This window comes from Corallibacter vietnamensis (assembly GCF_039537875.1).
Lineage (GTDB): Bacteria > Bacteroidota > Bacteroidia > Flavobacteriales > Flavobacteriaceae > Corallibacter > Corallibacter vietnamensis.
In genome coordinates, this window is sequence record NZ_BAABBI010000001.1 from 1,439,656 (window position 1) to 1,463,795 (window position 24,140).

Genomic DNA, 24,140 nt, shown 5'->3' on the forward strand with positions numbered 1-24,140 from the left:
TTTATGATTGACTAAAACTGTATATCATAACTAAATATTATCTTCGCAAAAAAAAGATTTATGAGTGTTTTGTGGGTTGTTTTAGGGTTGATATTATTGGTAGTTGGTGGTGAGTTTTTGGTAAGGTCGTCTGTGGCTTTGTCTTTTAAGTTTAATATTTCCAAACTGGTAATAGGTATGACGGTTGTTTCTTTTGCAACATCAGCGCCAGAATTATTGGTGAGTTTACAAGCGGCTTTAGATGGTGTTTCTGATATTGCTTTAGGAAATGTTATAGGTTCTAATGTAGCAAATATAGGATTGGTTTTAGGGATTACGGCGTTGATATCTCCTTTGGCAATAGATAAAGATTTTTATAAATTGAATTGGCCAATGATGATGATGGTCTCTTTTGCTTTATACTTTTGTTTGAGAAATGATAATGTTTTAACAGCTTTAGAAGGAGGTCTATTCTTTTTAGTATTAATTATTTTTCTCTTTATTTTAATAAAAAAATCAAGGAAATCAGTTGCAGTTGCTATAGAAGAGGTTGATGATACTTTAGCAGTTGTGTCAAACTTCAAGATAACTATTTGGTTATTAATAGGTGCGGCAGGTTTGTATTTCGGTTCAGAATGGTTGGTGCAAGGCGCTAAAGAGTTGGCTAAAGCTGTTGGTATTAGTGATTATGCTATTTCGGTGACAGTAATTGCTATAGGTACAAGTGTACCAGAGTTGGCAGCATCTGTAATTGCAGCTTTAAAAAAGGAAAAAGCTATTTCGTTAGGGAATTTGATAGGTTCAAATATATTTAATATAGCATCTGTATTAGGTTTAACAGCTATTGTAAAGCCTATTGTTGTTAATCCAGATACACCAGAAATCCTATCGACTAATATTTTTTGGATGATAGCATTTGCTGGGATACTTGTGCCTTTGGCTTTTTTACCAAAAAGGTTTGAATTAGGAAGATATAAAGGTATGTTGCTTTTAGGGGCATATTTGGTGTTTGTTTATATCTCTTTGTAAAAAAGATGGTTATAGGCATTTTTTTCTTATAATAAAATACTCTTCCTTAAATTTAAGTAAGAAAACATTGTTTATAGCCACTTTGCTATTAGAAATATGTGAAGTTTTGTTTAGGCTAATATTCAGATTATTATTAAATATTCGCCGTTTCTAGTCCTGCTATGGTTGGTATGTAGACTTAATAAGATAATCAAATGAGTTTCTTTTAGATTGTTTTTTTGTGCTACTTTATAACGCTCAAATTTAGGAGTTTTCTTAAAAGGACTCTCAATTTTAGTTTTGCTTCTTGTGTTTTGTGTTAGGGGTTAGTCATTCAGCAAAATGTACTCAAAATCTATATTTACTCATGATTTGATTATTTTAAGTTAAAGATAAAATGTTGTTTTTTTGTTTAAAAGGTATTAAAAAATAGGGGTGTTTAACTTAAATTTAATTTAATAAAGATTTAACCCGTAAAATTTAAAGGGTTGTTTGTGTAAAATTAATTATTTTGTAAATTTGGAGCGTTAAATTTATAAACCAATAATTATGTCTACATTGAGATTTCATGCCATTAAAGAATCCCTTAACAGAAAACCAATTAAAATAGAGGAGTTAGAACGTCGTTCGGCTTTATTTGGTCAAAATGTTTTTAACGAAGATACTATGCGCCAGTTTCTTACCAAAGAAGCTTTTAATAGTGTTATGGATGCTATACAAAATGGTTCTAAAATAGATCGCGTTGTTGCAGATCATATTTCTACAGGTATGAAAGAGTGGGCAATTTCTAAAGGAGCAACACACTATACGCATTGGTTTCAACCGTTAACAGGCGCAACAGCAGAAAAACATGATGCATTTTTTGAACCAATAGGTAGTGGCAGAGCGATTGAAAAATTTGGTGGCGGACAGCTCGTTCAGCAAGAGCCAGATGCTTCAAGTTTTCCTAATGGAGGTATAAGAAACACTTTTGAGGCTCGTGGTTATACAGCTTGGGACCCAACGTCGCCTGCATTTATTTATGGAACAACACTTTGTATTCCTACAGTGTTTGTAGCTTATACAGGAGAAGCCTTAGATTATAAAACACCTTTATTAAGAGCTTTACAAGCTGTTGATAGCGCAGCAGTTGATGTTTGTAAGTATTTTGATAAAAATGTGAAAAAAGTAAATGCATCTTTAGGTTGGGAGCAAGAGTACTTTTTGATTGATAGAGCCTTGGCAACATCAAGACCAGATATTTTAATGACAGGAAGAACTTTGTTAGGTCATTCATCTGCAAAAGGACAGCAATTAGATGATCACTATTTCGGAACTATCCCTAATAGAGCTATGGCATATATGAGAGATTTAGAAACTGAATGTATGTTGTTAGGAATACCTGTAAAAACAAGACATAATGAGGTTGCTCCAAATCAGTTTGAGTTAGCGCCAATTTATGATGAAGCTAACCTTGCGGTAGATCATAACTCCTTATTAATGGATGTAATGGATAAAATAGCAGAGCGTCATAACTTTAAAGTTTTATTCCATGAGAAACCGTTTGCAGGTGTAAATGGTTCAGGAAAACACAATAACTGGAGTTTAAGTACAGATACAGGTGTTAATTTATTAGGGCCAGGAAAAACTCCTATGAGTAATTTACAGTTCTTAACCTTTTTTATAAATACTATAAAAGCGGTAAACGATAACGAAGAACTATTAAGAGCTACTATTGCATCTGCTAGTAATGATCATCGTTTAGGTGCAAATGAAGCGCCGCCAGCAATTATTTCTGTATTCATAGGTGAGCAACTTACCAAAGTGTTGAACGAACTGGAAAATGTTACTACAGGAAAATTATCGCCAGAAGAAAAAACAGACTTAAAGCTAAATGTTGTAGGTAAAATTCCTGAAATTTTATTAGATAACACAGATAGAAACAGAACATCTCCTTTTGCCTTTACAGGAAACAAATTTGAGTTTAGAGCAGTAGGGTCAAAAGCCAATTGTGCAAGCCCTATGACAGTTTTAAACTCAATCATGGCAAAGCAGCTTATTGACTTTAAAGCAGAAGTTGATGCGCTTATAGAAAAGAAAAACCTGAAAAAGGATGAAGCTATTTTTAACGTATTGAGAGAGTATATCAAAAAATCAAAAAATATTCTTTTTGAAGGAAACGGTTATAGTGAAGCATGGGAAAAAGAAGCAGAGAAAAGAGGTTTAAGTAATAATAAAACAACGCCAGAAGCCTTAAAAGTAAAAGTGTCTAAAAAGGCTATTAAACTTTTTGAAGAGCTTGGCGTTATGAATAAAATAGAATCTGAAGCTCGCTATGAAATAGAAGTAGAGGAGTATGTGTTACATATTCAAATAGAAGGTCGTGTTTTAGGTGATATAGCTAGAAATCATGTGGTGCCAACAGCTGTGAGATATCAAAATATCTTAATTGAGAACGTAAAAGGGTTAAAAGAAATATATGGTTCAGACTTTAAGAAATTTGCAAAAGAGCAACTTAACCTTATAGAAGATATTTCAGGGCACATTGAAGCAATAAACTCTAATGTTACAAAAATGACAGATGAACGAAGAAGTGCCAATAATGTATCTGATGTAGAAAAGAAAGCGCACGCATATTGCTTTAAGGTAAAACCTCTATTTGATGAAATTAGATACCACTGTGACAAACTAGAGCTTTTAGTTGATGATGAGCTATGGCCGCTAACAAAATATAGAGAATTGTTATTCACTAAATAGTTTCATAATAATCTTAAAAAAAGAGCTTTACTAACTGTAAAGCTCTTTTTTTTAGCTAGATAAAGGGCTTGAGATGTATTTGGTCTGATTAAAAATGTAGGTTATCGAAAAGTTGGTTTTAAGTAGCAAAAATCTCACTTCAGCCAAGAAGATGGAGTAGAAAAATCATTAAATTTGTCTTGCTATTAATCAATGATTCAATTTTTAAATTATGAAAAAGCTAATCATCAGTATGCTATTGCTTTTGGCTGCTACATTCATTTTTTCTCAGGGAAACAACGAAAACAAGAAAAACACCAGTAAAGACGTTGCTAAGTACGAACAGGTTACTCCATTACATTAATTAATGTATCAATAGTCCTTTTTTAAGTGCTTATAAATGTCATTATTATGTTGAGTTCTTAAAGTGTGTTTTTATGTTTGTATGCCTAGTTGGGTGTGCATATTACAGTTCTTTGTATGATATATAAATTTAAGTTTATAAGTATCTTCTGTCTTTTTTATATCTCTGTTTGTAGCTATTCACAAACAGATACTTCTGCAAATAACCAAACGTCTCAATTTCCCAATATAGATTTTTATAGATATAGAGGTACCAATGTTTTAGACATTGGATTAGGAACTTCTATTATGAATGGAGATTTCATGCATCCTATACTCGAAATTTCTTCTCATGTAGGGTATAAGCGTTTTATTAAACCATATCTCAATATCAATGTAGGTTACAATAAGTTTAATTTAGCTTACAGAAACATTTTTAATAATGGCTATATGTCTTTTGATTTAAATGTTGAAACCGTTATTTTTCCTAATAATCGTTTTTCTCCTTATGCTTTTGCTGGAGCAGGAATTCATGCTTCAAATTATTTTAAGCAAGTAGATTCAAAGCTACAAGGCGGTTTGGGAATAGAGTATATTGTATTTGAGAATTTAGGAGTAAAACTGTTTTCAGATTACAACCATGTTTTTAGTGATGAAGTAGATGGAAAAATTTTTGGAGTTTCAGATGATATTTATTGGCGAATTGCCTGTGGTGTAAATTATTATTTTGGAGGAAAAAAGCAGTTAGAAAAACTACTAAAACGTTATCCAAGCGTTATTAAAACAAATCAATTATAGCCCATAAATAGATTACAATTCTTATTTTTGTGATTCTAAACTAACACAATGAGTCAAGAAATAAGTAAGCGCTACATGCAACGAGGTGTATCTGCCTCAAAAGAAGATGTTCACAATGCTATAAAAAATATTGATAAAGGGCTTTTTCCTAAAGCTTTTTGTAAAATAGTTCCAGATTACCTTACAAATGATGATGAATATTGTTTAGTTATGCATGCCGATGGCGCCGGTACAAAAAGTTCGTTGGCTTACATGTACTGGAAAGAAACTGGAGATTTATCAGTGTGGAAAGGTATTGCTCAAGATGCGCTTATAATGAATGTAGATGATCTTTTATGTGTAGGAGCTACTGATAATATCATGCTGTCATCAACTATAGGAAGAAACAAAAATGTAATTCCAGGAGATGTTATTTCAGCAATTATTAACGGAACAGAATCACTCATTTCAGAGTTAAAAGATTTTGGAGTAACAATTCATTCTACAGGAGGCGAAACAGCTGATGTTGGTGATTTAGTACGTACCATAATTGTAGATTCTACGGTGACAGCTAGAATGAAACGTAGTAATGTTATAGATAATGCAAATATTAAAGCAGGAGATGTAATTGTTGGTTTAGAATCGTTTGGTCAGGCTTCATATGAGAAAGATTATAATGGAGGTATGGGAAGCAATGGGTTGACATCAGCTAGACATGATGTGTTTCATAATTATTTAGCAGAAAAATATCCGGAAAGTTATGACGCAGCTGTTCCTGAAGACTTGGTTTATTCTGGACAAGTAAAACTTACTGATTCTGTAGAAAACTCTCCAATAGACGCAGGAAAACTTGTTTTGTCGCCAACACGAACTTATGCGCCAATTATAAAAAATATTTTATCAAAATATAAAAGTGATACCATTCACGGTATGATACATTGTAGTGGTGGTGCGCAAACAAAAATTCTCCATTTTGTGGAAAATCTTCATATCATAAAAGATAATATGTTTCCAGTACCTCCGTTATTTAAATTAATTCAGGAGCAATCTAAAACAAATTGGAAAGAAATGTATCAAGTCTTCAATTGTGGACACCGTATGGAATTGTATGTTTCTCCTGAAGTAGCAGATGATATTATAAATATCTCAAAATCATTTCAAGTAGATGCAAAAATTGTAGGCCGTGTTGAAGTATCAGACACAAAAAAACTTACAATAAAAAGCGATTTTGGAACATTTGAGTATTAAGTAACCCCTTTTTTTTAGCTTATATAATGAGACAAATTATTATTGTAATTGTATTATTTTTTAGTATTCAGTTTTCATGGTCACAACCCGACTCTTTGTATTTTAAACCAGAAATAGTTAAACCAGCAATTCCCGTTTGGGAATTAAAAAATCAAGCAGGTTTAGATATTAGTGAAGTAGCGTTTGTTAATTGGAATGCTGGTGGTAGTAACTCTATTTCTGCATTAGTAGGTGTTGTAACCGAATTAAAATACCGCTACAAAAATTTTATATGGAATAATGTTTTTCAAGCTAGATACGGTATTAATAGTCAACAAGGACAAAAACCTCGTAAAACAGATGACCTCATGGATATCAGTTCTACGCTTGGCTTTAGAAAAGATACATTAACAAACTGGTATTATTCAGCAAGGTTTAATTTTAAATCTCAATTTTCTAACGGATATAATTACCCAAACACATCTAAAGAAATATCAAAATTCATGGCTCCTGGATATTTATTTGTCGGTGGAGGAATTGAGTATGGTAAAAACATAGAAACTTTTTCTATGTACTTTTCTCCATTAACACTTAAATCTACATTTGTGTTAGATAAGGAGCTGGCTAATGCAGGTGCTTTTGGAGTAGAAGGCGCTGTTTATGATGATGATGGAAATATGCTAACCGAAGGTGAACAGTTGCGAATGGAGTTTGGAATATTGTTTACCAGTGCTTTTGAAAAAGAAGTTTTCAAGAATATTCATTTAATGAACTTTGTTAGTTTCTATACAGATTACCTTAATAACTTTGGAAACGTAGATGTAGATTGGCAAGTAAACTTTAATTTCAAAGTAAATGATTTTATAAAAGCAACATTAGGATCTCACTTAAAGTATGACGATGATGTAAAAACACTAGAGCCTATTAATGCAGAAGAAACAGAATTTGTTGAGGCAGGCGCTAAAGTACAATGGAAACAAATGCTTGGTGTTGGTGTTGTTGTAGATTTTTAAAGTATTGTATTTTCACTCACATACTTATAAAACTTTAAATCTTCCAAATCGTTTATCTCTCTAGAGTATCCGTTTTCTAATAAATATAGTTTATCACTAATGTTAATAATATGCTGATAAATATGATCTGTAAGTATAATTATTTTAGATGATTTTATCGTGTTTATAAGGTTGATAAAGCATTCAATATAATGTGGTGATAGATGAGAAAAAGGTTCGTCTAATAAAACTATTTTATGAGGCCCTTTTAGAACTAAATATGTTTCAATAACGCGCTGTTCGCCTCCTGAAAGTTTATTGATTTTGCTGTTGTGATATTTTGAAAAACCACTAAATAAAGAAGAAAATTCCTGCCAATCAACTTTTAAAAATTTAAAAAGCTTTTTAATCTTGAGGTTTTTAGGAAAGAAATGCTGTTGTGGTAAATAGGCAACAAGTTTTGTTTTGTAAAAAGCTTTAGTTATCGGTTTATTGTCAATTCTAATAAGCTTGTATTTTGGTGTCAAGTGCCCAAAAATAATTTTTAATAAGCAACTTTTTCCCGAGCCATTACTGCCTAAAATCCCTGTTACTTCTCCTTTTTTAGCCTTTAAATAGATGCCGTGTAATATGCGTTTATCCTTAAACCATAACTCTACATTATCTATTTCTAAAATCATACAAACTCCTTTAAGAATTGAAGGAAGGTAACTGTAATAAAGGTATCAATTAAAAAGAAAATAGAAAATAATTTAAAAGAAGAGATTCCTAAATTTTTATAAAAAATGAGTTTCTGTTTATGCTGTGTTTCAGATATAGCATACCATAAAAATAAGATTAAAATTAATTTAATAATAACCGCAGGAATTAACTCGTAACTTAAACCTAAAAGTAATAAGTCAACACCAATAGACCATAAAAAATATGGCTTATAAAATATTAGTATGGCTTGAAACTGTTGCATAATCTTCAATAAAACGAAAAAAAACAACAATTATTTTTTGAGACTATAATTTGAATAAATGATTTGATTTAAAATTTATCAATCAATAAAATATCGTATTTTTGAACTCGAAATTATAAAAGGCAGATGTTAGAGAAATTAGAAATAATAAAACAGCGTTTTGATGAAGTGAGTGATTTAATCATTCAACCTGATATTATATCAGATCAAAAACGTTATGTAGAACTAAATAAAGAATATAAGGATTTACGTTTATTAATGGATAAGCGCGAAGCTTATATTGAGTTTACCAACAACCTTAAAGAAGCTGAAGAAATTATTGCTGATGGCAGTGATGCTGAAATGGTTGAAATGGCAAAAATGCAATATGACGAAGCCAAAGAAGGTATTCCAAAGTTAGAAGACGAAATTAGGTTTTTACTTATTCCAAAAGATCCTGAAGATTCTAAAAATGCCGTTGTTGAATTACGTGCTGGAACTGGTGGAGATGAAGCAAGTATTTTTGCAGGCGATTTATTTAGAATGTATACGAAATACTGTGAGAGTAAAGGCTGGAAAGTTGATACAGTAGATTTTAGTGAAGGAACCAATGGTGGATTTAAAGAAATCCAGTTTGAAGTAAGCGGTGAAGATGTATACGGAACTCTAAAGTTTGAAGCAGGTGTTCATCGTGTGCAACGTGTGCCTCAAACAGAAACACAAGGGCGTGTTCACACAAGTGCAGCAACTTGTATGGTGTTTCCAGAAGCCGAAGAGTTTGATGTAGAAATAGATCCAAAAGAAGTTCGTATTGATTATTTCTGTTCTTCAGGTCCTGGAGGTCAGTCTGTAAATACAACCTATTCTGCCGTGCGTTTAACACACATTCCAACAGGTTTAGTGGCGCAATGTCAGGATCAAAAATCTCAACATAAAAACAAAGAGAAAGCGTTTAGAGTATTACGTTCTCGTTTATATGATTTAGAGTTAGCTAAAAAACAAGAAGAAGATGCTGCAAAGCGTGGTAGCATGGTAACTTCTGGAGATAGAAGTGCTAAAATTAGAACCTATAACTATCCGCAAGGCCGTGTAACAGATCATAGAATAGGATTAACTCTGTATGATTTGCAAAATATTGTAAACGGAGATATTCAAAAAATTATAGATGAATTAATGCTTGCAGAAAATACTGAAAAGCTAAAAGCAAGCGACGAACATATTTAATAACAAGCCTCTTTTTTGAGGCTTTTTTTTAACCATGACAACACAACAACTCACACAACAAATCCAGAAAAAAAAATCCTTTCTATGCATAGGATTAGACGTTGATTTAAATAAAATACCACAACATTTACTGCAGGAAGAGGATCCTATTTTTGCATTCAATAAAGCTATTATAGATGCAACACACCACTTATGTGTGGCATACAAACCTAATACAGCGTTTTATGAAGCATACGGATTAAAAGGCTGGAAAGCACTTGAAAAAACCATAAACTACATAAATAAAAATCACCCTGAAATATTCACAATAGCTGATGCTAAACGTGGTGATATAGGAAATACAAGCAGTATGTATGCCAAAGCTTTTTTTGAAGATTTAGCTTTTGATAGTGTTACTGTAGCGCCATATATGGGTAAAGATTCCGTTGAGCCTTTTTTAGCATTTGAGAATAAGCACACCATTCTTTTGGCGTTAACATCAAATCAAGGAGCGTTTGATTTTCAAACTAAAATGATAGATGAAAAAGAAGTTTATAAACATGTTTTAGAAACTTCAAAAACTTGGCAAAACTCTGAAAACCTTATGTATGTTGTTGGTGCAACAAAAGCTGAATTTTTAGCAGATATAAGACAAATCATTCCAAATAGTTTTTTACTAGTGCCAGGAGTTGGTGCACAAGGCGGAAATTTACAAGATGTTTGTAAGTACGGTATGAATGATCATGTTGGTTTACTAATCAACTCATCAAGAGGCATTATTTATGCATCAAATCAAGACGATTTTGCACAGGCAGCAGCAAAGAAAGCTGAAGCTTTACAGCAAGAGATGAAAGTTATTCTGAAATAAGTTTGTGATGGTATTTCAAGACCAATTGCAGAGATCTATTCAATTACAAGGCGTGCCTAAACGTATTGTTTCTTTGGTGCCAAGCCAAACGGAGTTGTTATGTGATTTGGGTTTAGAACAATCTATAGTTGGTGTTACCAAGTTTTGTGTTCATCCTAATCATCTTATAAAAGAAAAAACAATTGTAGGCGGAACAAAGCAAGTTCATTTAGATAGAATAGCAGCGTTGCAGCCTGATATTATTTTATGCAATAAAGAAGAAAATACCCAAGAGATTGTAGAGGCTTGCAAAGCCATAGCTGCTGTTCATGTTAGTGATATTTTTACCATAAATGATACGTTAGAGCTCGTAAAAATGTATGGAGATATATTTTCGGTAAAAGAAAAAGCTACTGCTATATCTCAAGCTATACAAGTTGAAGCTACTGGTTTTAAAGAATGGGTTCAAAATAAACCTGTTAAAAATGTAGTGTATTTTATCTGGAAAAAACCGTGGATGGTTGCTGCGAATAATACGTTTATTAACTACTTACTTTCTATTAATAATTTTAAAAACAGCTTTGGTGACTTAAGTCGTTATCCAGAAATAGCCTTGGATAATGACGATGTAACTGTTGATTATGTGTTGCTGTCTAGCGAGCCTTATCCGTTTAAAGAAAAGCATAAGAAAGACTTAAAGAACTTTTTTCCAAATGCTAAAATATGTTTAGTAGATGGTGAAATGTTCTCTTGGTATGGTTCAAGACTTATAAAAGCGTTTCGTTATTTTAAAACGCTGCATCAAGATTATTTGCATTAGCCTTAATACTTAATAGCTGACGCTTTATTTTTTGCGCTTCATGATATAAGGTGTCACTCAAGCTGGCATCAGTTTGTTTTACATTGTAAGCCTCTTCAATTTGATTGCTGTAAGCTTTTTCTAATTTTGATGTGTCCTTTTTTGGCTCGTTGTTGGTCTTGTTGGAAACGTTTCTTACTTTTCCAACCTTGCAAAAATGTGTGTTCATAAACGTGTTTTTAAATTATACTATAAATACGTGTTTATGATGCTTTTAGACGTGTTAATAACGTTAAATTTATGTAAAGATTAAAATTGTGTTTTTACAGGTTTCAACCGTTAGTTAATAAGCTTCAACATTTGTATGTAGCACTTTATGGATGGTAGCTTTGCTAATAGGTTTTACGAGATAATCTTTAACAAAAGGAATGTTGTTTGCGGTTTCAATATCTTTTGTGTCTATAGATGATGTTAGGATGTAAATTACAGGTTTGTAATTAGAGTTTTCTAATAGGTTGTATAAGAGCTTTAAAAACTTCCAACCGTTCATGATTGGCATGTTTAAATCTAAAAAAAGTATTTCAGGAAGAAACTTTACGTTGTTTATGTTGCTGTAAATAAATTCAAATGCTTCTTTTCCGTTGCTAAATAAATGTATGTTACTCTCTTGTATACCAGAGTTCTTAACAAGAATTTTAGTGAGTTTCCTGAAAAGTAAATTGTCATCTATTATAGCTATTTGCTTGTTCATTTAAGTTGCTATTTTAATTTTAAAAGCAGTTCCTTTATCAACTTTGCTAAAAAGACGAACCTTACCATTCAATTTGTTAACATATAGATTTAAGTAGTATAACCCATAACCGTTTGAAGAACCACTTTCCTTATGAAATCTTGCTCCTTTTTTAAAGAGTTCTTCTTTATTTGTTTCTACATCCAAGCCTATGCCATTGTCTTTGTAATAAATTGTGTAATAATCTTTTGTTTTGTAAGCTGTTATTTCAATGTTTAGCTTTTCGTTTTCCTTTTTAAATTTGAAAGAATTAGTAAACAAGTTATGAAAAATATTATCAATATGACTTTTAGGAAAGCTAGAGTTGTCATCTATTTTAGATTTTAACGTGGTTCCTTTTGGTTTTAAATACTCTAATTGAGTAAATGTATTGTCTATGCTTTCGCTTATTAAACTTTCTTTGGGGTGTTTGTTATTAATGTCTTTTATAAAGTTATGATATTGTATTAAAGCATTCAACCCAAGATTAAGATTCTGAATATTGGTTTGAAACATATCTTTTACTTCATCTATTGAAGCAAGGTCTTTTTTTACGGTTTCTTCATAATACACACATAGTTGGTTTAATGCTATAATAGGTTCCCTTAAATTATGAGATGTAATACTTGCAAAATCTTCAAGATAATAATTGGCCTCGTTAAGCTCTTTATTCAGGGCTTTGAATCTGTCGTTTATAACTTCTAGTGTTTTAGATTTGTTTGAGATTTCAGTGTAGAAATTCATAAACTTATACGAGTATAAAAACATACTTATTAAAACTGTAATGTTTAAAAAGAGAATGATTATAAATATACTTTGAGCTTTATTTATAAAACCTAAATGCATAAGTATTGAAGACGACACAATGAAAATGATTGGGAATAAGAAAAATACCGGAAAAAAATAACTTGGGTGCGTTTTGTTTTTTCCAAGAATTCTATAATAAAACCGACTTACTTTACCTATAAGTTGGTATTCAAATAATGATATGCTGTTTATAAAAAACAACATAGATGTATTCCAGCTTAACGTTTCAAAACCTAAAATAGCGTTTAGGGTGCTAGCATCAAGAAGGTAATATGTTATGGCAAAAATAGAAATAATGTATACAATGGAGTTTGATACAATAAGGATTTGCTTGTTCTTATTAAACTTTATAGCATAAAAAGCTATAGAAGTAAGAACGAACATAACAATAGTTATTTTAGAACTGGCAGCAAAAAAGCCTGTTGTAGAATCAGAACTTAAAAAGATATAAATACTTTGAAAAAACTGAATAATAATATTGGTAATAAGTAACCGATATACATGTTTTTTGTTTTTAGTAAAATAAATACAAGCAAGTATAATAAAACTAATGCTAGTTAAGGGTTTCATAGTAGCATTAGGATTTATTATATAGCCTGTGAAAAAAACATCTATATTGTTTTTAAGCCAAAAATAAATGTTTAAAAAAGCAACTAATAAAGTTACAAAACCAGTAAACTTATACGAAAAAAGAAAATTGGTTTTAATTACGTTGTTATTGTTGGTTGCCATACTATACCATACATATTTTGTGTGAAACATTGTTTTGCGCGCTATTAAATTGCTTCTTGATAAGAAAAATATGTTACAAAGGGAGTGTTTGCTGGTTGTATTTTATGCCATATAGTTGTTTTTTGAGATTTATATTGTTAGTTGAGAGTCTAAACTTACAATCTTAAGCTGTTTCTGATTTTCTCTCTCTATAAAGATACTTGAGTTTGTTTATTTTGTTAAGTAGCTTTATGGCATTAAACTCTGATATGTCGCTTTCAGCACAATCAGTTTGGCGTAAGTTATAGGCTTGCTCTACAAGACGCTTGTAACGCTTTTGTAGTTTAAACTCTCGCTTTTTTATTTTAGATACATTATTCATTACAAGAAAGTAAAAAGTAATCTATTAGCTAATAAATATATTCAAAATATTGCAAAAGAGCAACTTGTGAAATGCTTTTATAAAAAAAATCGATCTAATTATCTAGACCGATTTTTTCAACTAACTAACTCGTAACTAATTCAAACGTGATTGAATTCAATGTTTTTATCACTGCAAAGATGCGATAGAAATCAAAACCCAATGTTATGTAAACATTAGGTTTTGATTATGAATAATTTAAGAATTTATATCTTGATTGTCAAGATGTTATTGTGTGTAGGTGTTTGTTTATATTAATCTTGTAAAGCAAAAACACGTCTCAATAAGTCGGTTGTTCTTGAGCCTACTTTATTCCTGATTTCTTTTTCCTCAACAGCTATCATTTTGTAAACACCATTTAAGGCTTCAGAAGTAACATAATCTGTTAAATCAGGGTTTACATCACTTGTAAAAGGAATGGCATTGTATTTATTTATGAGGTTAGACCAAATTTGATCAGCACCAACTTTAGCAAATGAATTATTAATTACAGGATGAAATTTATCATACAAAGCAGTTTTTGTTCTTGTAGATAAGTATTGTGTCGCAGCGTCATCAGTACCTAACAGTATATTTTTAGCATCAGCAAACGTAATACCTTTTACAGCGTCAACAAAAATAGGTGTCGCTTGGCTTACAGCATCTTCAGCAGCACGATTAAGTACTTTTAATCCTTCATCAGCCAGATTACCTAACCCTATGTCACGTAAACCTTTATCAACTTTTTTTAATTCTTCCGGTAGTAAAATTTTAACTAACTCATTTCTGTAGAAACCATCTTTTTGTGTAAGCTTGGTTACCTGTTTGTCTATTCCCATGTCTAATGCTTGGCGTAATCCAGCAGCAATATCTGTGTTGCTTAAGCCAGGTGTGTTCTCTGGTAATTGATCAATAACTTGCTGTAATTCGGCACAAGCTGTAAGATTGAATACTAAAAGTCCTATCAGTAATTTTCGTAACATAATTTTTATTTGTTTTTTTAGATAAGCAAATATAAGTCAACGTACTAAAATAAACCTTTGCTTTGTTTAATTTAAATATGTTACAAGTCTGTTTAAACTATTTTGTTTTCTGTTTTTTATTATTGATTATATAATAAAAGGACTTTTATAAACTAAAGCGTTAATCATTTTTAAATAATACAATAATATTTTTGAATATTCCGTAAATTTGCAACTCTTAAAATTTGAATTTTTTATCAATGAAGCAAGTAGCACCTTATAAACCAAAGTACAAAGTAAGAATTGTAACCGCAGCATCGCTGTTTGATGGCCATGATGCCTCAATAAATATAATGCGTCGTATTATTCAATCTACTGGCGTTGAGGTTATTCATCTTGGGCATGACAGAAGTGTTGAAGAAGTTGTAAACACAGCCATTCAAGAAGATGCCAATGCCATCTGTTTAACATCATATCAAGGTGGTCATAATGAGTATTTTAAATACATGTATGACTTACTTAAAGAGCGTGGTGCTGGACATATTAAAATCTTTGGCGGCGGCGGCGGCGTTATTCTTCCTTCAGAGATTAAGGAATTAATGGATTATGGCATTTCCAGAATCTACTCGCCTGATGATGGTCGTGAAATGGGACTTCAAGGGATGATTAATGATTTAGTACAACAATCAGACTTTGCTATTGGTGATCAACTTAATGGTGAAGTAGCGACTTTAGAAGAGAAAAATCCAAAAGCTATTGCACGTGTGATTTCATCTGCTGAAAATTTTCCAGAAGTAGCTAAAGAAGCTTTAGATGACATTCATGAGAAAAATAAAACGTCTAAAACGCCTGTATTAGGAATTACAGGAACTGGTGGCGCCGGAAAATCTAGTTTGGTAGATGAGTTGGTGCGTCGTTTTTTAATCGACTTCCCAGAAAAAACCATAGGTATTGTTTCGGTTGATCCATCAAAACGTAAAACAGGTGGCGCGCTTTTAGGTGATAGAATTCGTATGAATGCTATTAATTCACCACGTGTATACATGCGTAGTTTGGCAACGCGTCAATCTAATTTAGCCTTGTCAAAATATGTTAATGAAGCTGTTGAAGTGTTGAAAGCTGCTAAATATGACATCATCATTTTAGAAACCTCTGGTATTGGGCAAAGTGATACTGAAATTTTAGAGCATAGTGATGTGTCCTTATATGTGATGACACCAGAATTTGGTGCAGCTACACAGTTGGAAAAAATTGATATGTTAGACTTTGCAGACTTGGTTGCGATTAACAAATTTGATAAGCGTGGTGCATTGGATGCGCTTCGCGATGTAAAAAAACAGTACATGCGTAACCACCAATTGTGGGATACTAATCAAGATGATTTACCTGTTTTTGGAACGATTGCTTCGCAGTTTAACGATCCAGGAATGAACACGCTTTACAAAGCGATAATGGATAAGGTCGTTGAAAAAACGGATGCTGACCTGAACTCAACTTTTGAAATTTCAAAAGAAATGAGTGAGAAAATCTTTGTAATTCCACCAAACAGAACACGTTATTTATCAGAGATTGCAGAAAACAATCGTGCGTATGATAAAACTGCTAACGAGCAAGTTGAGGTAGCTCAAAAACTATATGGTATTTATAAAACTATTGGTTCGGTAGCAGGAATTTCAAACGAAAAGGAATACGCATTTTTAGATAACAAAGGCATTAATCAGGATGGGATTCTTGAATTGGTTAAGAGTGATAACGATAAAGCGTTTTTAGACTTATTAATCAAAGAGTTTGACCGTGTGAAAATGAATTTAGATCCTTATAACTGGGAAGTTGTAATAGGTTGGAATGAGAAGGTCAACAAATACAAGAACCCTGTTTACACATTTAAAGTAAGAGACAAAGAAATTAAAATAGACACGCATACCGAGTCTTTATCACATACACAAATTCCAAAAGTCGCTTTGCCAAAGTATCAAGCTTGGGGCGATATTTTACGATGGACACTTCAAGAGAATGTACCTGGAGAGTTTCCGTATACATCAGGACTGTATCCTTTTAAACGAACAGGAGAAGATCCTGCGCGTATGTTTGCAGGAGAAGGTGGTCCAGAGCGTACCAACAAACGTTTTCATTATGTGAGTCAAGGTATGCCAGCAAAACGACTATCAACAGCTTTTGATAGTGTAACACTTTACGGTAATGATCCAGACTTACGTCCGGATATTTATGGTAAAATAGGAAACGCAGGTGTATCTATATGCTGTTTGGACGATGCTAAAAAACTTTATTCTGGTTTTAACCTAGCAGATGTGATGACTTCGGTAAGTATGACTATTAATGGTCCTGCGCCAATGTTGTTAGGGTTCTTTATGAATGCTGCTATAGATCAACAATGTGAGCTTTACATCAAAGAAAACGGTCTAGAGAAAGAAGTTGAAGCAAAGATTGCCAAAATATACAAGGAAAAAGGCGTAGAGCGTCCTAAATATAATGGTGAGCTACCAGAAGGAAATGATGGTTTAGGCTTGTTTTTATTGGGCGTTACTGGTGATCAAGTATTGCCACAGGATGTTTACCATGATATAAAAACACGTACCATTGCACAAGTTCGTGGTACTGTACAAGCTGATATTTTAAAAGAAGATCAAGCGCAAAATACCTGTATTTTCTCTACGGAATTTGCACTGCGTTTAATGGGAGATGTACAAGAGTATTTTATTGAAAATAATGTGCGTAACTTCTATTCGGTGTCTATTTCTGGGTATCATATTGCAGAAGCAGGAGCCAACCCTATTACGCAATTGGCATTGACTTTATCTAACGGTTTCACTTATGTAGAATATTACTTAAGCCGAGGAATGGATATCAATAAATTCGGTCCAAACTTATCGTTCTTTTTCTCTAACGGTATCGATCCTGAATATGCTGTTATTGGTCGTGTGGCACGTAAAATTTGGGCAAAAGCCTTAAAGCATAAGTATGGTGCCAACCCAAGAGCACAGATGTTGAAATACCATATACAAACTTCGGGTCGTAGTTTGCATGCCCAAGAAATTGACTTTAACGATATTCGTACGACACTTCAAGCATTATATGCTATTTATGATAACTGTAACTCGTTGCATACAAATGCGTATGACGAAGCAATTACTACGCCAACCGAAGAGAGTGTGCGTCGCGCAATGGCTATTCAGTTGATTATTAATAAGGAGTTAGGACTTGCTAAAAACGAAAACCCAATACAAGGGTCGTTTATTATAGAAGAGCTTACCGATTTGGTTGAAGAAGCGGTATTACTAGAGTTTGATAGAATTACTGAACGTGGTGGTGTACTTGGTGCTATGGAAACCATGTACCAACGTAGTAAAATTCAGGAGGAAAGCTTGTATTATGAAACTTTAAAGCACAATGGTGATTTTCCAATTATTGGTGTAAACACCTTCTTGAGTAGTAAAGGATCACCAACGGTACAGCCTGCTGAAGTTATAAGAGCTACAGAAGAGGAGAAGCAATACCAAATACAAACTCTTGAGAATTTACATAAGAGTAATGATACCAAGGAATTGCTAAAAGCGCTTCAGCATAAAGCGATTAATAACGAAAACATTTTTGAAGCCTTAATGGATGTTTGTAAAGTGTGTTCTTTAGGGCAAATTACTGAAGCTTTATTTGAAGTAGGCGGACAGTATAGACGTAATATGTAGTGTGTTTTTACACCTTAAGCTATAAGAATCCCGAGTATTTGCTCGGGATTTTTTATGGAGTTAACCTAGATTTAAGTCGGTATAAAGTCGGCATATAGTTAGTGTGAATACAACCTAAAATTGACTTATGTGCCTATTTTTTATTGATGTTATGGCAAAAACAACGAGGTATTATATTTTTTGAGAGCACTTTGGGGGTATTAATTTTTATTTTCTAAGAGGAAAACCTAAAGCGCGAGAAGCTGGAGATGGCTTTACTCGGGAAGCGATAAAGAAAAGTCCGCGTATGGTTTGTGTACATGAGAATAATAGTAAATTTGGGGAAGCTTCGCAGGTAAATAAGTTTTTTTAAGCGCACTATTATCCCTTTTTTGTAGGTTATAAGGATGGCATGCTGCATAGTAGATTGATGCAGTTGTTTTTAAAAATTTCTTGCTGTATGTGGTGGCTGTTTAAGTTTAAAAACATGCCGTTGGGTAAATGTTGCGTATTGCATATTATAACAGCAGCATTATTATTTACTAGTAAATTAAAAGCTGTAATACTTACGTAGGTTGCTGGATTGTCAATTACAATAAATCCAATATCTTCAATAGGGATAGTGGCTTCTCTAAAATCATTTTTTATAATTAGTTGAGAGTGCTTACTTGTTACTTTACTTTTCCTTTCAATAAGAATTGATTTTTTTAACATTTAATACAGTGTTTTAAAAACTCTAGTTAAGAAAATTCTTAAAGTATGTAAAATTAAATAGCTAAAAGGTTGTATTTTAGGTTGTTTTGTTACGAGGTTAATATGTGTATTATATAAAGAAACGGATTATAAGCGTATAATTTCAGTCTTTGTTTTTAGCTATTTGTTTATTCCTGCGGGTATTCCATAATCCAAGCAGGAGCATGTTCCCAGGTTTTTAAAACGCTGTCTCCGTAATTACTATCAAAACATATTTTTGTTCCATCAGGATTTACGCAGGCTCTAGCGCCATGATAATAGGCGTTTTTGCTATTGTGTTTATCAGAGTGATGTTTGCCAAATCGCTGTACAATGTTATTGTTTGAGTAGTCGAGTTTTATAGCAAATATTTCATTGGCCATAACATCATCAGAAGCTCTGTCTTCACTAATGTATGCCCAACCATCACGTTTGGTGTTTTGACAGCTTACCCAACCGCCCCAAATACCTCTAGGTTTTGTAGGTTCGTCATAAAATAAAGGTTTTAATAAGCCGTCTTTAAGACGTATCATTGCTATATAGTGGTTGGTTTTCCAGACTGTTTTGTTACCAATAGCCACAAGGACTTCATCACCATTTACATCAATGCCTATATCGCTATGTTGTGTTTCGGTATAAAGGTGTTTTTCGTTAGTTAAATTGCTATTAAAAATACGGTATCCTTCTTTTTTGCCTGTTCCATTTTTATGCCAAGCGGCGATAACGTAATTTCCTAATGGGCTTACAGACGCCCAGTCTAAATCAGAGCTATCACCAATATTTTTTGTAGCTATAACGGTATTGGTTTTTATGTTATAAACAATCAGATGTCCAACGTCATTTTGATCTTCAGCAACTAAACAAATAAGAGTGTCTGACCTGTCTTGACGACCTTCACCTTTCCCAATTGATAACTTTGTGTAGTTGTGAAATGTATGCAAAACTGTTCGCTTATCATTGGTAACATTATAACTAACAAATTGGTTGCCGTTTTGTGTTCCATACATGATATACGGATTTGTATACGACCAACAAGACCAGCTAGGAAGGTTACGTGTGTAGGCAACAGTATAATTACTATCATAAAGGATTTTAGCAGGCTTTACATTAAGTTTTAATAATGACCCATCGCTATTCCAAACAGCGTTTGTGGCATAATTATGACCAACTTGTTGACCTGTTTCTCCAAATGCTTTTTGATCGCCTATGCGGATGACGTTTACACAATCTTCAGTAAAATATTTCAGATAGCTGCTGGGCTCTTTTGTGGGTTGATTGTAAGGTTTCCAAGTTACAGTATTTACATCAATACTAGGCGGGTAGCGCTTGTTGTCCTGACTAAATATCAAGATGTTACCAATAAAAAAGAAAATTATAAGCCACAGCTTTGCCATAAAACATTAATACTTTTTAATGTAAAGTGCTAAAATACAAAAGACAAGGCTATTTTTACAGCGATTTTGGAGAAAGCGTATGTGTTTATGAATTACTTACAGTGTAAGTGTCCAAGTATGTTGCAGTTTTTTAAAAGCTCTGATTTCACGACGCAATAATGGGATGTAATCTTTACCGTTGCTATTACATTTTTCAAGGCGCCTACAATTTGAATACAAGCGGTTTGTAAGTTTTCTTAAAGAGGCGACATGTTTATGTTTTTTATCAGAATGTCGAGCTTGTTCAGCTTTTAAAATTTCAGGAGCTAAAGAAACAGACTGTTGCACAATATCTCCAGAGAAATAGATGTGGCTATCTTCATGCCCATTAGGGTGTAAATAAGACAAATCTTGATTTAGGTATGTAGAAATACTTCGGGATAGGATAAAAATATCCATAGCCTTTTGATATATAGGCAGTTCTGATAAATTTTGTGGCAAATGAGGTAACATATTTTTTATAGCAATTTTATCAAAAATAGTGACAAGTTTTGATATTTTGCTTTAATAATTAAGGTAAATATGTATATTTGGTTTAATTATTAATTAATTTTTTGTTTTTACTTTAAATGAGTATAGATTCTTTAAATTGGAAAATTTTAAAGCTTTTACAAAGCCATGCGCGTTTGTCTAATGCCGAAATAGGAAGGCGTGTGGGCATTAGTTCTCCAGCTGTGTCAGAGCGTATTAAAAAAATGGAAGATCTTGGTGTTATTCAGGATTATCACACTTCGGTATCACCTTTTGAGGCGGGTTACCAATTAAAAGCTTTAATTACATTGCGAGCGTTTATGGGAAAACTAAAGCCTTTTTTAGAAAAGGTAAAAACGTATGATGAAGTAGTAAATTGTTATAGGATTACAGGTAATGAAAATATAGTGATGGAAGTGGTGCTAAAAAATCAAAAGCATTTAGAAGCATTTATAGATCAGCTTATAGTTTATGGGGAAACCAAAACCCAGATAGTATTATCTCGTGTTGTAAAAAACAATCCGATAAAGCCATTAAAATAAATCATCATCGCTGTCGTCAAAATCAAAAGGTAAGTCGTCGTCGTCAAGATCATCATCATCAAAGTCAATATTAGGTGGATTAAAAAGGCCCCAATTATCGGACACATAGTTCCAAGGATCAAAGGTGTCAATCCATTCTAAAAAAAGAACTCTAAAGGTTTCAATCTCGGTACGTAATACATCTAGATACTCTGTTTCTTTAAACCCGAAATCTTGAAGTGTTCTAGCATCAGCAAGTAGTTCTTTAGCAGCTTTTCTGATGAGTGTAGCGCTTTCCATTTGTTGGTCATACAGTGCGTCATCATGAGATGCTTCGGCAATTTTTGCCGGTATAAGAATTGAGTTGTCAACGAGATAGTTTATACTATCGTCAATCATTTTTCCTTCTTCTTCTGTGCTATAGTTCATAATAGATTCTATGGTTATTTCAACAACAGAGTCAACAAGTGTTCTTATTTCGTCAGCCTTTTTGTATATAGGTAAATGCTCCCAAGGTTTGCTCATAATAATTGTGTTTAAAGTTGGCTTTCTAAATGCTTGGTAATTTGTTTTGCGTGAATTCTAGAGTTTTCAATAAACCATTTGTGGGTTTCCATGCCACCACAAATTACACCAGCAAGATATAGGCCTTTAATGTTTGTTTCCATAGTCTCCGGATTATGAGTTGGTATTTGTTTACCATCATTAGAAGTTGTGATTCCGATGTTTTCTAAAAACTGAAAGTTGGGTTGGTATCCTGTTAAAGCAACAACATAATCGTTTTTTAATGTTTTTAATCCGTTAGGTGTTTTTATTGTTACATTGTCAGTTTTTATATCCGTAATTTCAGAATTATAATATGCTGTTATACTTCCTTCTTCAATGCGATTTATAATATCTGGTTTAACCCAATATTTAACACGCTCACCTATGCTGTTTCCACGAATTACCATAGTAACATGACCGCCTTTTCTCCAAATTTCTAGTGCGGCATCAACAGATGAATTACTAGCGCCAACTACTATTACATGCTGCATACTAAACGGATGCGCTTCTTTGTAATAATGGCTAACTTTAGGTAGGTTTTCTCCAGGAACTTTCATCAGGTTTGGGATATCATAAAACCCAGTTGCTATGATAACTTTTTTTGTATGATAAGTTTTTTTTGATGAGGTTACTGTAAATGTATTGTTGTCTTTATTTATGCTGGTTACCGTTTCGTACAAGTTAATGTTTAAATTGTTTGATACAGCAACACGGCGGTAATATTCTAAAGCTTCATCGCGGTTTGGTTTTGGATTGTTGCTAATGAAAGGAATTTGATCTATTTCAAGTCGCTCTGATGTTGAAAAAAACGTCATGTTTAATGGGTAATTAAACAGCGAGTTGGTTAAGGCGCCTTTTTCAAGCACAATATAATTCCAGTTTCTTTTTTTACATTCTAGTGCACACGCAATACCAATAGGACCGGCTCCAACTATAACGATGTCTGTTTGATTGTTCATGTTTAAACTATAGGGTTTCTTGTTTGAGATAATTGTTTTCTTTTTTCAGTTTTAAGAGCGTGTTTTAAAATCATTAATAAAAATACACATATCAAGGCAAGTAATGTAATTACTATCCAAGTATTATCAAACCCAATAGTGCCACTCATTTGTAACCCAGCATTGTGTCCGAAAATATGAGAAAGAGAAAAGGCAATACTATATAAAGCCATGTACTCGCCTTGTGAGCCTCGTTTTGCTCTTTCTAATGCAAATGCATTTGAAAAAGGAAATGTTATCATTTCTCCAACAGTCATAAGCATCATACCAATAATTAAAACACCAGACCAAGAAAATATATTTAAAATTATAAAACTTAAGCCTGTTAATATAGCACCAAAAGTCATTAATCCTGTTTTGGTGTATTTTGAATTTTCTAACCACTTAATAAGTGGCATTTCTAGTATAAAAATAACAAATCCGTTGAGTCCTAATAAAACGCCTATTTCAAATTCTGTAAGAAAATGACGTTCTTTATAATAAATAGGCATGGTAGAAAAGTATTGTAAGAAAACAACACCAAACAATACCATGGCTATAGCAAATATTATAAAAGGAACATCTGTATAAGCAGATTTAGGATTAAGATTCTTGTAGCTATCTAATACTTTTACTTTTTTAGGGTTTAGTACGTTTGTTAGTAAAACTCCAGCAGCAATACACGTAATACCATCAACCCAAAAGAGGCCGTCATAACTCATAGATGTTATGATGAGTCCGCCAATAGCAGGTCCAGCTGAAAAGCCAAGATTAATAGCAAGCCTAATAAGCGTAAGAGAACGCGTTTTATTTTCAGCTTTGCTATAAGTGTTTAAGGCAACAAACATTGCAGGACGAAACATGTCTGCAACAGTCATAACAATGAAAATCCCTAAACAGATAAGTTGAAATGTTTTTAGGTATTGTAATCCTATAAATAAAAATCCAGTAGCTATAAGGCTAAACACCATTACTTTGTAAAACCCTATTTTGTCTGTAAGTTTTCCTCCAAGCCAAGAACCTAGTACAGAACCAACACCAAAAGCAGACATAACCCAGCCAACATCACTCATGCTAAAATTAAGATCAGTAATTAGATAAAGTGATAAAAAAGGAATTACCATTGTTCCAGCTCTATTTATCAATGTGATTAAAGCCAGCCACCAAACTTCTTGAGAAAGTCCGGAGAATGTGTTCAGGTAGTTTTTAAGTAATGATTTCATGATTTTTTGATTGATAGACTAAAAATAAAAAGCCCGACGATATCGTCGGGCTTTAGTATATTGATAAAAATTA

23 protein-coding genes are annotated in these 24,140 nt (G+C 32.8%); 10 read left to right on the forward strand and 13 right to left on the reverse strand.

All coding sequences use genetic code 11. The annotated features are described in order from the left end of the window. Positions 1-60: 60 nt before the first annotated feature. The 5 genes from ABD690_RS06565 (at position 61) to ABD690_RS06585 (ending at position 7,061) form a co-directional block, all read left to right on the forward strand. The gene (locus tag ABD690_RS06565; protein ID WP_344728537.1) at positions 61-1,008 is read left to right on the forward strand and encodes a calcium/sodium antiporter; all 948 of its coding nucleotides are present in this window, start codon (positions 61-63) and stop codon (positions 1,006-1,008) included. 528 nt (positions 1,009-1,536) lie between these two features. After that, the gene (locus tag ABD690_RS06570; protein WP_344728539.1) at positions 1,537-3,723 is read left to right on the forward strand and encodes a glutamine synthetase III family protein; all 2,187 of its coding nucleotides are present in this window, start codon (positions 1,537-1,539) and stop codon (positions 3,721-3,723) included. Between the two features lie 459 nt (positions 3,724-4,182). After that, positions 4,183-4,842, forward strand: a complete 660-nt coding sequence (locus ABD690_RS06575; RefSeq protein ID WP_344728541.1) for a Curli production assembly/transport component CsgG — start codon at positions 4,183-4,185, stop codon at positions 4,840-4,842. 48 nt (positions 4,843-4,890) lie between these two features. After that, positions 4,891-6,069, forward strand: coding sequence for an AIR synthase related protein (locus ABD690_RS06580; protein WP_344728543.1), 1,179 nt, complete (start codon positions 4,891-4,893; stop codon positions 6,067-6,069). 26 nt (positions 6,070-6,095) lie between these two features. Beyond that, positions 6,096-7,061 carry a DUF3078 domain-containing protein gene (locus tag ABD690_RS06585; protein WP_344728545.1) on the forward strand — a complete coding sequence of 322 codons (966 nt, stop codon included), beginning with the start codon at positions 6,096-6,098 and terminating at the stop codon, positions 7,059-7,061. Here ABD690_RS06585 and ABD690_RS06590 read toward each other — a convergent pair. Both ABD690_RS06590 and ABD690_RS06595 read right to left on the reverse strand, forming a co-directional pair. Continuing rightward, positions 7,058-7,720, reverse strand: a complete 663-nt coding sequence (locus ABD690_RS06590; protein ID WP_344728547.1) for an ATP-binding cassette domain-containing protein — start codon at positions 7,718-7,720, stop codon at positions 7,058-7,060. The two genes, ABD690_RS06585 and ABD690_RS06590, sit on opposite strands and share 4 nt — an antisense overlap. Next, a complete protein-coding gene (locus ABD690_RS06595) occupies positions 7,717-8,004 on the reverse strand; it encodes a hypothetical protein (protein WP_344728549.1) in 288 nt (95 codons plus the stop codon). Before ABD690_RS06595 ends, ABD690_RS06590 begins: the two co-directional genes overlap by 4 nt. Before the next feature lie 126 nt (positions 8,005-8,130). Here ABD690_RS06595 and prfA point away from each other — a divergent pair, with 126 nt between their 5' ends. From prfA to ABD690_RS06610, 3 genes are read left to right on the forward strand one after another with little or no spacing between them, the layout of a single operon-like run. Further along, positions 8,131-9,207, forward strand: coding sequence for a peptide chain release factor 1 (gene prfA, locus ABD690_RS06600; RefSeq protein ID WP_344728551.1), 1,077 nt, complete (start codon positions 8,131-8,133; stop codon positions 9,205-9,207). Positions 9,208-9,241: 34 nt separating this feature from the next. Further along, on the forward strand, positions 9,242-10,054 hold the full coding sequence (gene pyrF, locus ABD690_RS06605; protein ID WP_344728553.1) for an orotidine-5'-phosphate decarboxylase: 813 nt from the start codon (positions 9,242-9,244) through the stop codon (positions 10,052-10,054). Between the two features lie 7 nt (positions 10,055-10,061). Further along, the gene (locus ABD690_RS06610) at positions 10,062-10,853 is read left to right on the forward strand and encodes an ABC transporter substrate-binding protein (protein ID WP_344728555.1); all 792 of its coding nucleotides are present in this window, start codon (positions 10,062-10,064) and stop codon (positions 10,851-10,853) included. Here the strand turns inward: ABD690_RS06610 and ABD690_RS06615 are convergent. The 5 genes from ABD690_RS06615 to ABD690_RS06635 form a co-directional block, all read right to left on the reverse strand. Next, positions 10,822-11,061, reverse strand: coding sequence for a Lacal_2735 family protein (locus ABD690_RS06615; protein WP_344728557.1), 240 nt, complete (start codon positions 11,059-11,061; stop codon positions 10,822-10,824). The genes ABD690_RS06610 and ABD690_RS06615 overlap by 32 nt on opposite strands. Positions 11,062-11,175: 114 nt before the next feature. Then, positions 11,176-11,583, reverse strand: coding sequence for a response regulator (locus ABD690_RS06620; RefSeq protein ID WP_344728559.1), 408 nt, complete (start codon positions 11,581-11,583; stop codon positions 11,176-11,178). After that, positions 11,584-13,170, reverse strand: coding sequence for an ATP-binding protein (locus ABD690_RS06625; protein WP_344728561.1), 1,587 nt, complete (start codon positions 13,168-13,170; stop codon positions 11,584-11,586). A gap of 133 nt (positions 13,171-13,303) precedes the next feature. Next, positions 13,304-13,501: a Lacal_2735 family protein gene (locus ABD690_RS06630; RefSeq protein ID WP_344728563.1), complete on the reverse strand. Its 198-nt coding sequence runs from the start codon at positions 13,499-13,501 to the stop codon at positions 13,304-13,306. Positions 13,502-13,794: 293 nt separating this feature from the next. Further along, positions 13,795-14,502 (reverse strand): DUF4197 domain-containing protein, encoded by a 708-nt coding sequence (locus tag ABD690_RS06635; RefSeq protein ID WP_344728565.1) that lies wholly within the window; start codon positions 14,500-14,502, stop codon positions 13,795-13,797. A 239-nt stretch (positions 14,503-14,741) separates the two neighbouring features. Here ABD690_RS06635 and ABD690_RS06640 point away from each other — a divergent pair, with 239 nt between their 5' ends. Next, complete coding sequence (locus ABD690_RS06640) at positions 14,742-18,185, forward strand: methylmalonyl-CoA mutase family protein (protein WP_344728567.1); 3,444 nt, start codon at positions 14,742-14,744, stop codon at positions 18,183-18,185. Between the two features lie 378 nt (positions 18,186-18,563). On the opposite strand, the gene ABD690_RS06645 is transcribed toward ABD690_RS06640, so the two are convergent. From ABD690_RS06645 to ABD690_RS06655, 3 genes are all read right to left on the reverse strand, one after another. Then, positions 18,564-18,878, reverse strand: a complete 315-nt coding sequence (locus ABD690_RS06645) for a CRISPR-associated endonuclease Cas1 (protein WP_344728569.1) — start codon at positions 18,876-18,878, stop codon at positions 18,564-18,566. A 167-nt stretch (positions 18,879-19,045) separates the two neighbouring features. Next, complete coding sequence (locus ABD690_RS06650) at positions 19,046-20,290, reverse strand: hypothetical protein (RefSeq protein ID WP_344728571.1); 1,245 nt, start codon at positions 20,288-20,290, stop codon at positions 19,046-19,048. A 96-nt stretch (positions 20,291-20,386) separates the two neighbouring features. Continuing rightward, positions 20,387-20,782 (reverse strand): hypothetical protein, encoded by a 396-nt coding sequence (locus ABD690_RS06655; RefSeq protein WP_344728573.1) that lies wholly within the window; start codon positions 20,780-20,782, stop codon positions 20,387-20,389. A gap of 116 nt (positions 20,783-20,898) precedes the next feature. Here ABD690_RS06655 and ABD690_RS06660 point away from each other — a divergent pair, with 116 nt between their 5' ends. Next, on the forward strand, positions 20,899-21,342 hold the full coding sequence (locus tag ABD690_RS06660) for an Lrp/AsnC family transcriptional regulator (protein ID WP_344728575.1): 444 nt from the start codon (positions 20,899-20,901) through the stop codon (positions 21,340-21,342). Here ABD690_RS06660 and ABD690_RS06665 read toward each other — a convergent pair. From ABD690_RS06665 to ABD690_RS06675, 3 genes are read right to left on the reverse strand one after another with little or no spacing between them, the layout of a single operon-like run. Then, positions 21,334-21,846, reverse strand: a complete 513-nt coding sequence (locus ABD690_RS06665; RefSeq protein WP_344728577.1) for a hypothetical protein — start codon at positions 21,844-21,846, stop codon at positions 21,334-21,336. The two genes, ABD690_RS06660 and ABD690_RS06665, sit on opposite strands and share 9 nt — an antisense overlap. 11 nt (positions 21,847-21,857) lie before the next feature. Next, the gene (locus ABD690_RS06670) at positions 21,858-22,826 is read right to left on the reverse strand and encodes a YpdA family putative bacillithiol disulfide reductase (protein ID WP_344728579.1); all 969 of its coding nucleotides are present in this window, start codon (positions 22,824-22,826) and stop codon (positions 21,858-21,860) included. 2 nt (positions 22,827-22,828) lie between these two features. Further along, positions 22,829-24,067: an MFS transporter gene (locus ABD690_RS06675; protein ID WP_344728581.1), complete on the reverse strand. Its 1,239-nt coding sequence runs from the start codon at positions 24,065-24,067 to the stop codon at positions 22,829-22,831. Positions 24,068-24,140 lie beyond the last annotated feature (73 nt).